Source organism: Streptomyces siamensis (assembly GCF_039543605.1).
Lineage (GTDB): Bacteria > Actinomycetota > Actinomycetes > Streptomycetales > Streptomycetaceae > Streptomyces > Streptomyces siamensis.
Genome location: NZ_BAABKB010000002.1, coordinates 173,495 through 186,343 on the forward strand (window position 1 = coordinate 173,495; position 12,849 = coordinate 186,343).

At 73.1% G+C, this 12,849-nt stretch carries 12 protein-coding genes and 1 pseudogene; 6 read left to right on the top strand and 7 right to left on the bottom strand.

Annotated features, from left to right (window positions below):
- Window positions 1-2 precede the first annotated feature (2 nt).
- Complete coding sequence (locus ABEB03_RS03555) at window positions 3-971, top strand: GlxA family transcriptional regulator (protein WP_345640989.1); 969 nt, start codon at window positions 3-5, stop codon at window positions 969-971.
- A 78-nt stretch (window positions 972-1,049) separates the two neighbouring features.
- On the opposite strand, the gene ABEB03_RS03560 is transcribed toward ABEB03_RS03555, so the two are convergent.
- The 5 genes and pseudogenes from ABEB03_RS03560 to ABEB03_RS03580 form a co-directional block, all read right to left on the bottom strand.
- Complete coding sequence (locus ABEB03_RS03560) at window positions 1,050-1,352, bottom strand: hypothetical protein (protein WP_345640991.1); 303 nt, start codon at window positions 1,350-1,352, stop codon at window positions 1,050-1,052.
- Window positions 1,353-1,511: 159 nt separating this feature from the next.
- A pseudogene (gene drmB, locus ABEB03_RS03565) lies at window positions 1,512-2,700 on the bottom strand (DrmB family protein); the annotation flags it as partial.
- Window positions 2,701-2,846: 146 nt separating this feature from the next.
- Window positions 2,847-3,866, bottom strand: coding sequence for a YecA family protein (locus ABEB03_RS03570; protein ID WP_345640993.1), 1,020 nt, complete (start codon window positions 3,864-3,866; stop codon window positions 2,847-2,849).
- A gap of 304 nt (window positions 3,867-4,170) precedes the next feature.
- The gene (locus ABEB03_RS03575) at window positions 4,171-4,608 is read right to left on the bottom strand and encodes a DUF3592 domain-containing protein (RefSeq protein WP_345640996.1); all 438 of its coding nucleotides are present in this window, start codon (window positions 4,606-4,608) and stop codon (window positions 4,171-4,173) included.
- Between the two features lie 202 nt (window positions 4,609-4,810).
- Entirely contained in the window at window positions 4,811-6,286 is a 1,476-nt protein-coding gene (locus ABEB03_RS03580; RefSeq protein ID WP_345640999.1) for a glycoside hydrolase, read from the bottom strand.
- Window positions 6,287-6,555: 269 nt separating this feature from the next.
- Here ABEB03_RS03580 and ABEB03_RS03585 point away from each other — a divergent pair, with 269 nt between their 5' ends.
- Window positions 6,556-7,392: a class E sortase gene (locus ABEB03_RS03585; RefSeq protein WP_345641001.1), complete on the top strand. Its 837-nt coding sequence runs from the start codon at window positions 6,556-6,558 to the stop codon at window positions 7,390-7,392.
- 98 nt (window positions 7,393-7,490) lie between these two features.
- Here ABEB03_RS03585 and ABEB03_RS03590 read toward each other — a convergent pair whose 3' ends face one another.
- Both ABEB03_RS03590 and ABEB03_RS03595 read right to left on the bottom strand, forming a co-directional pair.
- Window positions 7,491-8,108: a tetratricopeptide repeat protein gene (locus ABEB03_RS03590; protein ID WP_345641003.1), complete on the bottom strand. Its 618-nt coding sequence runs from the start codon at window positions 8,106-8,108 to the stop codon at window positions 7,491-7,493.
- A 44-nt stretch (window positions 8,109-8,152) separates the two neighbouring features.
- Window positions 8,153-9,664 carry an MFS transporter gene (locus tag ABEB03_RS03595; RefSeq protein ID WP_345641005.1) on the bottom strand — a complete coding sequence of 504 codons (1,512 nt, stop codon included), beginning with the start codon at window positions 9,662-9,664 and terminating at the stop codon, window positions 8,153-8,155.
- A 112-nt stretch (window positions 9,665-9,776) separates the two neighbouring features.
- On the opposite strand from ABEB03_RS03595, the gene ABEB03_RS03600 reads away from it, so the two are divergent.
- The 4 genes from ABEB03_RS03600 to ABEB03_RS03615 all read left to right on the top strand — a co-directional run bounded on the left by ABEB03_RS03600 (window position 9,777) and on the right by ABEB03_RS03615 (window position 12,783).
- Window positions 9,777-10,304 carry a winged helix-turn-helix transcriptional regulator gene (locus tag ABEB03_RS03600; protein ID WP_345641007.1) on the top strand — a complete coding sequence of 176 codons (528 nt, stop codon included), beginning with the start codon at window positions 9,777-9,779 and terminating at the stop codon, window positions 10,302-10,304.
- Between the two features lie 263 nt (window positions 10,305-10,567).
- Window positions 10,568-10,882 (top strand): DUF6412 domain-containing protein, encoded by a 315-nt coding sequence (locus ABEB03_RS03605; RefSeq protein WP_345641010.1) that lies wholly within the window; start codon window positions 10,568-10,570, stop codon window positions 10,880-10,882.
- A 163-nt stretch (window positions 10,883-11,045) separates the two neighbouring features.
- Window positions 11,046-11,792: a YidC/Oxa1 family membrane protein insertase gene (locus ABEB03_RS03610; protein ID WP_345644015.1), complete on the top strand. Its 747-nt coding sequence runs from the start codon at window positions 11,046-11,048 to the stop codon at window positions 11,790-11,792.
- A gap of 133 nt (window positions 11,793-11,925) precedes the next feature.
- Window positions 11,926-12,783 (top strand): fumarylacetoacetate hydrolase family protein, encoded by an 858-nt coding sequence (locus ABEB03_RS03615; RefSeq protein WP_345641012.1) that lies wholly within the window; start codon window positions 11,926-11,928, stop codon window positions 12,781-12,783.
- The last annotated feature ends 66 nt before the right edge of the window (window positions 12,784-12,849 follow it).

Here is a 12,849-nt window from a genome sequence, read left to right on the forward strand (position 1 = left end):
CCATGCACACCGTGGCCGTACTGGCGCTCGACCAGGTCATCCCGTTCGATCTCAGTGCCCCGATCGACGTCTTCGGCTGGGCCCGGCTGCCCGACGGCAGGGAGGCGTACCGGGTTCGGGTCTGCGCGGTCGAGGCGGGCAGAGAGGTGGGCGCCGGACCGTTCACCCTGCGCGCCCCGCACGGTCTGCGGGCCCTGGCCGAGGCGGACACGATCATCCTGCCGGGCGTCGCCGACCCCACCGCCCCGCTCCCGCCGGGCGTCGCGGAGGCGCTCCGTGCGGCGGCCGCGAACGGCACCCGCATCGCGTCGGTCTGCGTGGGCGCCTTCGTCCTCGCCGCCACCGGGCTGCTGGACGGACTGCGCGCGACCACCCACTGGATCGCGGCCCCCGACCTGGCCGCCCTGCACCCGGCCGTCACCGTCGACCCGAACGTCCTCTACGTCGACAACGGCCAGTTCCTCACCTCGGCGGGCGCGGCGGCCGCCCTCGACATGTGCCTGCACATGATCCGCAAGGACCACGGCTCGGCCGTCGCCGCGCACGCCGCCCGGATGTGCGTCATGCCGCTGGAACGCGAGGGCGGCCAGGCCCAGTTCATCGTCCACACCCAGCCGCCGGTGCCGACGGGGACGACGCTGGAACCGCTCCTGGACTGGCTGGAGGAGAACGCCGCCCGCGACCTGACCCTGGAGGACATCGCGGCCCATGCCGGCATGAGCACCCGCACCCTCAACCGCCGCTTCCGCGAACAGACCGGCACGACGCCCCTCCAGTGGCTGCACCGTGCCCGCGTGCGGCGCGCCCAGTACCTGCTGGAGACGACCACGTATCCGGTCGAACGCATCGCGGCCCAGGCCGGATTCGGCTCACCGACGGCATTCCGGGAACGCTTCAAGCGGGTGGCGGGGACGAGCCCGCACGCGTATCGACGGGCGTTTCGGGGGGAGGGGGCGGGGCGGGTGGGGTGAGCCCGCGCCCACGCTCGGTGTCCGGCGGGGTGAGCCCGCGCCCGGGGGTGGGCGGTCGGCGTCACCCCCCCGCTTACCTCAGGCCTTGCGGTCGGCGACGGCCCAGGAGGCGAGGGCCACGGCCCCGGCGACGCCGAACACGGCGGGCCAGGCGCCGACCTTCTTGGCCAGCGGGTGGGACCCGGCGAAGGCGGCGACGTAGGCGGCGGTCAGCGCACCGGCGGCCTTCCCGCCGGCGGCCTGCCGCCACTGCTGCGCGGCCGTGGCGCCCGCGGCGGCGAGCACGACCCCGCCCAGCTGCCGCTTCTTGGTCCAGCGCGCCACGCCGTAGCCGCCGATGAGCCCGCTCGCGGCCACCACCGCGGCCGGTACCTTCGCCATCACTGCCTCCCGCTGCTGCGTCAGTCGAACGAACCGAGGCTAACCCGGCCCTTCCGTCACCCGGCGCCCACCCTCACCAAACGTGCATCGAGGTCAATCGAGGCATCAGGGCAGGGGCCGGCGCGGGCATCATGCAGACTGCCGGCTGGCCCCTCGCTGTCACCCGGTGAGTACGTCCGCGAAGAAGCCAAGACGACGATCGTCGGGGGTACCGACGAGCAGCGCGGTCCAACAGGATGTTGTTGTGCTCGCAGCTCGTCTCGGGCAGCATCACGCAGGCGTGGCAGGCGGCGAGGTTGGTTCCGCCGGCACCGGAGGCCTCGGTCTCCATGCAGAGCGGATCCGAGGAGCACCACTCGGCGCGGTGGACCGCCGAACGCACCGTGCGGTCCAGGAGCTCCGGTTCGCCTTGAGCGACGAGGCCGCCGAGGCTGCCCGCCGAGTCGCTCGTCGCCGTGTAGACGAGCACCCCCGCCATGTCGACGGCGGCGTACAGACGCTCACGCAGGGCCGCGGCCGGGTAGCCCGCCTCCAGACTCCACTCGTCGATGAGAACGTGGGCCAGAGTGTGCAGCAGCACCATGCGAGGAGTGGCCGGGGAGGGGACGACCCGGCTCGGATCGTCGGCCCGCCGCTCCAGCACCCGTTGGTGAGCCGCGCGTATCCGCTCGGTCCTGGCCGCCACCGCCGTGGTCTTCTCCCAGGCGCCGAGTCGCTCCTCGTCCAGGCAGAGGAAGACCCCCTCGCCACGCACCTCCATGGCCGGGAGCCAGCGCAGTGGGCGTTCGGAGAGAGGCATCTCCTTGGCATCGGTCGTCGACTCGGCGTCGACGAGCCGGGTGAACGCCTTCAGAGCCCGCACCTCGCGGAGCTTCTTGACCAGCATCGGACCGGTGACACCGAGCGGATCGAGCACGCTCTTGTCACCCAGCGGGGACTCGCACACGAACTGCTCGTCGCGGGAGTGCTCGCTCTCGTCGTTGCCCGAGCGGAGACGCTCGTACTCCTTGTGCCGCAGGGCGCGGTAGCGGTGGTCGAAGGAGGGCGCCTCGTCGCCGGTGGGGTCTTCCTCCCGCTCGGCGTCGAGGAAGGCCATGACTTCGTCGATCGGAACCGGGCTCTCACCCTTGAAGACGAAGTCGAGGCACATCTCGACCTCTGCGCGGCTGTTCAGCTTGCGCAGCTGCTCCCAGTGTTCGGCGAGCGGATCTGCGCGGCCATTGCTCCAAGGGGGGATGGAGAGCGCCGACTTCAGTACCGGCTGCCACACCGCCGACGAACCGCGCTGCAGGGTGCGCAGGGGAAGCCCACACTCGCCCGTTGCTGTGAACGCACCGAGCCACGGACGCTGAACTGGCACGCCCGCACGCCGACCGGGCATGTCCCTGCCCGCGCGCGAGCGAGTTGTGAAGGAACAGTGGGTGCGGAATAGATGTGCTCGATATCCCTGGACGTGTTTCGGGGACGGATGCCGAGAGAACGGCGCCGCCGGACTCAAGCCGCCGTGATCCCGTGGCACGCGTTGTACTGCCGGTTCGAGCCGCACCAGCAAGCCGCCGCCCGCTGCGGCGGCCACGCCTCCGCGCGGCCTCGGGCTGCCAGGGTCGTCGCGTACTGGGGGAGGAGGGCCGGGTCGGCGGGGGACGTGGCCTCCGAGGCGGCGAAGGCCTCGTAGGAGGGGACCGTGCCGGTGACGATGCCCAGGTTCGGGGTGCCCGAGGCGGACAGTTCGCGCAGGGAGGCTTCTATCGTCGCGAGGTGCTCCTCGTGCGAGGGGTACTCGGCGGAGAGGTCCGGGTAGGCGCTCACGAGCTCCGTGAGCTCCGGCGCCGTCCAGTGCAGGACCGCCACCGGGAAGGGACGGGAGAGTGCCTCCCGGTACGTGCCGAGCTCGGCCCGCAGCCGGCTGATCTCCGCCTGGATGTCCGCCGGGTTGTCGGAGCCCAGGGACCAGACCCGCTTGGGGTCGTGGAGCTCGTCCAGGGAGACCGACGACGAGTGCAGGGTGTCCGCCAGGGTGTCCCAGTCGTCGTGCGCCGCGCCCAGCATCCTGCGCACCCGGTGCCGGCCGAAGAGCACGGGCAGCGTCGAGTACGGGGGCTCGGCCACGTCCGCGAGCAGCAGCGTGGCCGCCTCCGTGAACGTCTCCTGCGCCGCCTCCAGCTCGTCGTGGTGCTCCAGCGCCTCCGCGACGATCACCCAGGGGGCGGCGTCGCGCGGGGCCGCGGCACGGACGCCGTCGATGATCGCGCGCGCCTCGGCCTCGTGGCCGTACTCCCACAGGTTCGACGCCTTCAGGGCGCGTACGAGGGAAGGGTCGTCGAGGGGCGTCGAGGAAGCGAGCAGACTGTCGTAGAGCGACGTGGCGCGGGCGCGGTCGCCGGCCAGTTCGAGGTGGGCCGCGGCCTGCACGAGCAGGTGTTCGGCGTCCTCGGGGTAGAGCTCGGCAGTCCGCTCCAGGCGTGCTGCTTCGGCGTTGTGGTCGACGTTCTCGGCAGGCGTGTCGGGGCGCATGGGGGACACCGTACTGCCGTCACCGTACGAAAGTGAGATACGGGCAGGCCAGGGCATTGGCCGGGAGCCGTCGGCGGCGCACCCGGGAGCCCGCTGCCGCAGCTCGGTACCGGAACCTCCTACGTGGCCCTGGTACCGGAACCTCGGAGCCCGACCCTGGTACCGGAACCTCGGAGCCTGACGGCGGGTACCGGAACCCCGGAGCCTGACCGCGGGTACCGGAACCCCGGAGCCTGACCGCGGGTACCGGAACCCCGGAGCCTGACCCCGGTACCGGAACCCCGGTACCCGCCCCCGGCGCGGATCAGTAGCCGTACCCCTCGGGCAGCAGCGTCGCGATGCGGATCAGGACGGCGGTCAGCGTGCCCGCGCACAGCAGGACTCCCGCCCAGGCGCCGACGACCGCCGACCGGTAGCGGTCCGGAGCGTCCAGGGTGACCGAGTCGGGGGCGCCGGGGACACACAGGAGGCGGACCCGGCTGCCTTCGGGCAGGGCGTGGGCGCCGATCGTGTCGGGGACGGCGCGCTCGTGCTCCACGCCGTCGTCGCCGGTCCAGCGGACCACCGGGTGCAGGGCGGCGTACGTCGCCTCGCGGGAGGCCAGATGCCCGGTGACCGTGCCCTCGACGCGGCGCGCGGTGCGGCGCACGACGCGCTCGGTCACGGCGACCATGCCCTGTTGGCCGGTCACCGCCACGCCCGCGAGGAAGGGGATCAGGGCCAGCAGCCAGTACGCGCTCATGGCCGGGGAGTCTATGGGGGTGAGCGGGCCTAGGGGGCCTGCGGGGCTGGGGAGTTGGGCATCCCCGAGTGCCGGGACGCGGGGCCGGGACATCACGCCCCGGCCCCGGCTCGGCCTCACCCTCGGCCCACCCCGGTCCCGACCCAATCCCGACCCCGCCCTCGGCCCACCCCGGTCCCGACCCAATCCCGACCCCGCCCCCTCAGACCGCCACCCCGTCCACCTCCAACGTCTGCACCGCTCCCGCCGCGAACGGCACGGCGACCGTCTTCCCGGTCAGGTACGTGTCCGTGTGGGCGGTGTAGCGGTCGCCGCCGCCTCCGGTGAGGGTGTTCCAGCGGCGCACCAGGCCGCCGGTGGAGCCGGTCACCGTGCCGAAGCGGGAGAGGTCGAAGGTGAGGGTCTGGGCGGAGGACGCCTTGTTGAGCGCGACGATCACCAGACGCCGGGCGCTCCGGTCCAGGGCCGCCACCGCGTGGTCCGCCCCCGTGTCGAGGATCGTCATGCCGGGCCGGATGTGGCGGCTGAACTGCGCCATGACGTAGTGCTTCGTCTGGACCGTGCCGGGGGTGAGGGTCCCGGCGTCGTACGCGATCATCGCCCAGCCCGCGGACGGGTCCATGACCTGCCAGTAGACCCAGGCGGTCGGGTGCAGCCAGCGGAAGTCCAGCAGGAGGTTGCTCGCGAGGGTGGCGCCGCTGCCGTCCGCGTCCCCGTACTCGGAGTTCCACAGGCTCTTGCGCGCGGTCGTCACGGCGTCCGTGTAGAGGAGGTCGCGGCGCCCGCCGGCCCCCTGGTAGCCGTGCACGTTGACGCGGTCGACCAGTGCCTTCGTCGTCGAGTCGAAGGAGTTCCACGTCGTACGGGCCAGGTCGTAGCCGGTCTCGTCGGACGCGGCGATCCGCGTGCCGGTCAGGCCCCGCTTGTCCAGCTCGCTCCTCAGGTGGGGCAGGACGGCGGCCTGGACGGAGGAATCCATGTGGCAGCCCTCCTGGGTGCCGGTGGCCGTCCACCAGTTGGAGGACGGTTCGTTGAAGGCCTCGACCGTCGCGAAGTCCACACCCCAGTCGTTCCTGGCGCGGAGGGCGACCGCGGCCAGGTGGGAGGCGTGCTGGCGGTAGTTCCAGGACTGGAGGTTGTTGCCGCCGCCGGACGCTCCGGACGGGTTGTGGTTCAGACACATCCACCACATGGGGGAGTTGGCGAACAGCTCGCTGATCGCGCCGCGCGCGGTCGCCTTGACGAGGGCGGCGCGCTGCGCGGCGTCGGCCGTCCACTTCCAGGCCGAGGAGGCGGGATCCTCGTCGTTCCAGTCCTGCCAGTAGCCCTCGATCTGCTTGAAGGCGGGGATGCCGGAGGAGGCGACCATGCTCTCGCCGTTCACGCTGTTCCAGCTGCACGCGCCCAGGTTGTAGCGGGCGATGTTCAGGCCGAGGCCCGGCAGTGAAGTGCCGCTGTACGTCGTCGACTTGGTGGTGAAGAAGATGTCGGCGAAGTCGTCCCGGGCGCCGAAGACGTTGGCCCACCAGGCCAGCGAGGTGCCCCAGCCCTCCCAAGTCCCGTACGTGGTGGCGGGGTTCACGGTGATCGTCGCGTCCGCGCGGGCGGTGCCCGTCGCCAGGGTGCCGGCGAGGGCGGTGCCGCCCGCGGCGGCCAGCAGTGTTCTGCGTCGGATCATGGCTTCTCCGTCCGGCCGACTCCCGGCCGTTCTCACGGGGTCGGCGTGTCGACTCGGCTGCCGGCCGTCCGCCGGCACTGGCCGTCGCGCTGCTGCCACAGGAAGGATCGGGTGTGGCGCGTGGGGTTGTCGAGAGTTGCGACAGCCCTTTCTAAAACCGGTGTACGAAGAGGAGTCCGGGGGCCGGGAGGCGCGGGTCTGGAGACTTGCGGGGGGATCGCCTACCGTGCGGGCCCGGCTGCCCGCCGGGCGGTGAAGGAGGCGTACGCATGCGGGCTCACCCAGGGGGCGTGCGCGGCCGGGGTCCCGGCGTCGTGCACCACGGCACCCGCAGACGGCGCGCACTGCTCCGCCGGGCCCTGTGGACCGGCGGCGAACTCCTCGTCACCGTCGGCCTCGTGCTGCTGCTCCTCGTCGTCCACCAGCTGTGGTGGACGAACCGACAGGCCCGGCACGACGCCGAGCGCAAGGTGCAGGCGCTGGAACGGGAATGGGGCGAACCCCGGGCGGACGCCTCCGCACCGGCCGGCGACCCCGGTGGCGGCGCGGCGGGCGACGGCGACTCCGCCGGCGGCCCGGACCCGGCCGAGGGCGCTTCCCCGGCCGGCGGCCGGCGGACCGCCACCGCCGGCGGCTCCGGGCAGCACCCCCGCTGGTCGCAGGCGTACGCCGTGCTCACCGTCCCCCGCCTCTCCCTGCGTGTCCCCGTCGCCGAGGGCGTCAGCAAGCCGGGCGTGCTCGACAAGGGATACGTCGGCCACTACAAGGGCACCCAACAGCCGGGCCAGGCAGGCAACTTCGCGCTCGCCGGGCACCGCAACACGCACGGTGAGCCGTTCCGGTACATCAACCGGCTGCGGCGCGGCGACACGATCACCGTCGAGACCAGGACCGCGCTGTACACGTACGTCGTCGACCGGACCCTGCCGCAGACCTCGCCGAGCGACGGCGGGGTCATCCGCAGCGTGCCGCGCAGCACCGTCCGGCCGTCGTACGGGTACAGCGAGCCCGGCTACTACATCACCCTCACCACCTGCACCCCCGAGTACACGTCCAGGTACCGGTTGGCGGTGTGGGGCGTACTGCGCTCCATGCGGCCCCGTTGAGGCTCTCGGGGAAGTCCGCGGCAGGGTCGTGACGAGAGGTCCGGGGCAGGGCCGCACGAGAGGTCCGGCCGGCCGGGCTGTGCCCGGGGAGCCGTCGGCTAGAGGCGGGGCGGCCCCGGCGGGGACACCGCCGGGCCCTTGCCCTGCGCGTGCAACAGCACCGCGAGTTCGTGCTGCGCCACCACGTCGCCCCCCTCCGCCTGCGGGCGGTACAGCTCCTCCGCCTCGGCGTACCGGCCCAGCGCCGCCAGGCAGGAGCCGAGGTCGCGCCAGGCGAAGCGGTGCCCGAGCGTGACGGCGAGGCGGTACCACTCCACGGCCGCCGTCAGGTCGCCGTCCAGCCGTCTCCAGTAGCCCAGTTGGCCCGCGGCCCGCGCGCTGCCCGCCCGCGCCATCCCGGCCACCAGCTCCTCGGCCTCGGCGACCCGGCCCGACGCCCACCGGCGCATCTCCTGGGCCATGGTCACCAGCCAGTCGGGGTCCCGGCGCACTTCCGCCTCACGGCGCAGCCAGTGCTCGGCCTCCGCCTCGTGAGCGGGGTCGGTGTGGGCGAGTCCGCTGGCCGTCCAGGCCAGTCGGCGTACCGCTTCGAGGTGGCCGGCTTCGGCGAGGGGCACGAGATACCGCTTCGCCTCCTCGTGACGCCCCTGGTCCATGAGGTCGCTGCCGAGCCGGTACTGGGCGGAGGCGTCGCCCTCCGCTGCCGAAGTCGCCATGACCGGCACCCTACGGGGGACCGCGGTCCCCCGGGCGTGCTCGGTCAGGTCCGTTCCCGCAGCACCAGCACGCCGGCCGCCGCCAGCAGGGACAGCCCCGCGGAGACGCCGATCGCGATGTCCGCGCCGTGTCCCGGCCCGCCGGTGGAGGTCACCAGGGCGATGGTGAGGGCGACCCCGGCGCAGGACCCGATGTAGCGGAACGTCTGCTGGGCTCCCGAGCCCATCGCGGCGCGCGCGGCCGGTACGGACTCCACCGCGAGCAGCGGCAGGGAGGCGTTGAGCAGACCGCTGCCCACGCCGGAGACGACGAAGCCGGGCAGCAGCCGGGTCCACGAACCGGCGTCGACCGCGCCGAGCATGGTCAGGACACCGGCCGCGTGCAGGGCGAAGCCCAGGACGAGCTGGTGGCGCGGGGAGACCCGGCCCGCGAGGCGCCGCGCCTGGAGGGCGACGGCGAAGGACAGTCCGGACCAGAGCAGGAACAGCCAGGCCGTGTCCATCGCGGACAGGCCGAGCGTCCGCTGGAGCAGTGCCGGCAGGAAGCTGAACAGGCCGATCACCGCGAGGCCCGTGAACATTCCGCCCGCGGACGAGGCGAGGAAGCGGCGGTGCCGCAGCAGGCCGAGGTCGATCATGGGAGTGGCGGTGCGGCGTTCGACGGCCACGAAGGCCGCCGTCAGGACGACGAAGGCGGCGAGCAGCAGGCCCACCGGTGCGCGCAGCCAGCCGTCGCGGCCCATCGTGAGCGCGGCGACGAGGGCCACCAGGGCGAGGCCGAACGTCAGGGCTCCGGCCAGGTCGGGTCGGCCGCCCCGGGGCGCGCGGGACTCGGTGAGGGCGCGGGTTCCCAGCAGGGCGACGACCAGTGCCGCCGCCCCCAGTACCGCGTAGGCCACCCGCCAGCTCAGCGTCGAGGCGATGCCGCCCGCGAGCAGCGGACCGACGGCGATGCCGCCGCTGACGAACGCGCCCCACACACCGGTCGCGTGCAGCCGGCCGCGCGGGGTGGGGAAGGCGTGGACGATCAGGCCCAGGCCGCTCGCGAGGACCGCCGCGCTCGCCGCGCCCTGCGCGATGCGGGTCAGCGTGAACAGCCAGGTCGAGTTCGCGAGCGCGCCCAGCGCCGTGGTGATGCCGAGGGCGACCGTGCCGGACAGGAAGATCCGGCGGCGCCCGTAGTCGTCCGCGAGGCTGCCGGCCACCAGGAGCAGCGCGGCCAGGCCGAGTGGGGTGCCGTTCAGCAGCCAGGCCTGGGCGGAGACCGAGGTGTGCAGCGCGGCGGCGGTGTCGGGCAGCGTGACCATCGGCGCCGTGTACGTCATCAGGGCCACCGCGGTGGCGGCGCTGGTGACGGCGAGGGTCGGGGCGGCGCGCGGGGTGGTGCCCGGCGGCGGGGGTGCGGGGGCCTCCCTTGATCTCGTGGAGTCCGAGGCCCGGGTGGTGTCGACGGCGATGGCGGCCCGGGCGGCCACGGTGGACCCGCCGGTCCCGGCGGCCCGGGTGGCCTCGGCGGTCGCGTCGGTGGAGGTGTCGGTCCGGTCGAGCCGGGTCATGGCCTGCCCCTTCGGAGCGTGAGTTCGTTCATTGAACCTTCGGATGTTCCGACCGTAGCACCCTAGGTTCGTTCACTGAACCAAGATGTCGGAAAGTGGCTACAGTGGGGGCATGGCTCTGGGCAAGGACTACGCGACGCAGGAGTGCTCGATCGCCCGCGCACTCGAAGTCGTGGGCGAGCGCTGGACGCTCCTCGTCATCCGCGACGCGCTCTACGGCGTGCGGCGCTACAACGACTTCCTCGTGCACCTCGGCATCCCGCGCGCCGTCCTGGCCGCCCGCCTCCAGACGCTCACCGCCGAGGGGATCCTCGAGAAGCGCCGCTACCAGCAGTCGCCGCCGCGCGACGAGTACGTCCTCACCGACCGCGGCATCGCGCTGTGGCCCACGCTGCGCGCACTCGGACTGTGGGGCCGTGAGCACTTCACCGAGACCCGACTGCGGACGTTCCGTCACGCGGACTGCGGCACTGAGCTCGGTCCGTACGGCGAATGCTCCGCCTGCGGAACCGTCGTGCCCGTCCCGGACGTCGAAATGGTGCCGGGACCCGGACTCGATCCGGACCCGGCGGATCCGGTCAGCCGGGCCCTGCTCAGGCCGAGAAGGCTGCTGCGGCCGATCGAGACGGATCCTGTATAACGGCAGGAACGTCAGACACGGCGGGAAGCCGTGGTGCGGGACGGCCGACGCGGGCCCGCCGCACCACGGGCACGAGCACGGGCACGTGTACCCGCACGGGTACGAGCACAGGCACGTGTACCCACACGGATACGAGCCCAGGCACGTGTACGCACGCGGGTATGAGCCCAGGCACGTGTACGCACGCGGGTACGAGCCCAGGCTCGCGTATCCGCACGGCCACAGGCATGCGTACGCGCACGAGCGGAGAGGGGAAGCGGTCCATGACACGGAGCTGGGCGAACGCGCGTCCCGTCGCCGTGCTGCTGGTGCTTCTCCTGGAGGTCGCGCTGCTCGACACGGGCAGCCTCTCCGCCGCCGTGGCCGTCGCGTTCACCGCGACCGCGGCGGCCGGCTCCGCACTCGCCGTCTGCGCCCTCACCGGCTCGCGCTGCGCGCCCGCCGTCCCCCGCACACGGGTCCGGACGGCCATCCGCGACCGTGAGCACCGTACGGCGTTCCTGCCCCAACGCGATCCCGACGCCGCCGGGCGCACCCGCCCGCGCGCACCCGGCCGTGCCCTCCTGACGGCCGCGTAGGGACGCACCGCGCCATCACGTCACCGGTCACGCCGACCGGCGCTCCGTGCACCCCGCGCGGGCCCGTCATGCCGCAACCCCGACACACGTCGCCCCCGACGCCGTCGAGGTGTCCGATTCCGGCACGACGAGACCCCCGGAGGGCTCACCCATGTCCACGTTCATGTCCGCCTTCGCCGACCTGGTCGAGCAGCTCGCCGACCTGCTCCGCCCGCTGTTCCACGACTCGGCGGCCGCCGCGGCGATCATCCTGTTCACCGCGCTCGTACGACTCCTCGTGCACCCCCTGTCCCGGGCGGCGGCGCGCGGGCAGCGGGCGCGCGCCGAACTCCAGCCGCGCATCGCGGAACTGCGCAAGAAGCACGGGAAGGACCGTGAGACGCTCCAGAAGGCGGTGCTGGAGCTGCACGCGCAGGAGAAGGTGTCGCCGCTCTCCGGATGCCTGCCCAGCCTGCTCCAGATGCCGGCCTTCTTCCTCCTCTACCACCTGTTCTCCAGCTCGACGATCGGCGGCGACGCCAACGCCCTGCTCGGTCACCGGCTGCTGGCCGCGCCGCTCGGCGGCCGGTGGGCGGACGCCCTGGGCGACGGCGGGCTCATCGGCGCCCCGGGACTCGTGTACCTCGGCCTGTTCGCGGTCGTCGCGGCCGTCGCCACCTTCAACTACCGGCGCACGAGGCGGACGATGGCGGCGGCCGCCCCGGCGGCCGGCGACGAGCAGCTGCCGGGACTCGCCTCGGTCAACCGGTTCATGCCGTTCCTGTCGTTCTTCACGCTCTTCACCGTGGCCGTGGTGCCGCTGGCCGCCGCGCTGTACGTGGTCACCAGCACGACGTGGAGCGCGGTCGAGCGGGCGGTGCTGTACCGCGACATGCCGGGCGCGGCACCCGCGGCGGCGGTCCTCACCTGAGCCCGGCCGCCGGGGTTACGGTCCAGTCCGTGAACGGGGTATTGCGGACTGGACGCCGAACTTGGAGGATCGACCAGTCCTCCGATGGCTGCACCCGTCGGTCGACAGCCCGCGATCGAGGGAGATTGTGATCATGAAGCTGCTGCGAGTCGGTACGGCGGGATCGGAGCGGCCCGCGCTGCTCGACGGCGAGGGGACCCTCCGGGATCTGTCGGGCATCGTCCCCGACATCGACGGGGCGCTGCTCTCCGACGACGCGGCGCTCGGCCGGATCCGGGCCGCCGCCGCGGCCGGGGAACTGCCCGCGCTGGACGCGGCCGGGCTGCGCGTCGGGCCGCCGCTCGCCCGCATCGGCAAGGTCGTGTGCATCGGGCTGAACTACCACGACCACGCCCGCGAGACCGGCGCCGAGCCGCCCGCCGAGCCGGTCGTCTTCTTCAAGGCGGCGGACACCGTCGTCGGCCCGAACGACACGGTGCTCGTGCCGCGCGGATCGGTGAAGACCGACTGGGAGGTGGAGCTGGCGGTCGTCATCGGCCGTACGGCCCGCTACCTGGAGACCGACGAGGAGGCGCTCGCGCACGTCGCGGGCTACGCGGTCGCGCACGACGTCTCCGAGCGCGAGTTCCAGATCGAGCGCGGCGGCACCTGGGACAAGGGCAAGAACTGCGAGACGTTCAACCCGCTGGGGCCGTGGCTGGTGACCGCCGACGAGGTCCCGGACCCGCAGAACCTGTCGCTGAAGCTTTGGGTCAACGGCGAACTCAAGCAGGACGGCACGACGGCCGAGCAGATCTTCCCCGTCGCCGAAGTCGTCCGCTACGTCAGCCGGTTCATGACGCTCTACCCCGGTGACGTCATCAACACCGGTACGCCCGCGGGCGTGGCCCTCGGGCAGCCCGAACCGAAGCCGTACCTGCGGGCCGGTGACGTCGTCGAGCTGGAGATCGAGGGGCTGGGGCGGCAGCGGCAGGCCCTCAAGAACGCGTAGGCGCTCCGCTCGGGCTGCGGTTTCTGAGGGCGGGGCCGGGGGCCGGGGTGCCGGGGGCTCTGGGGT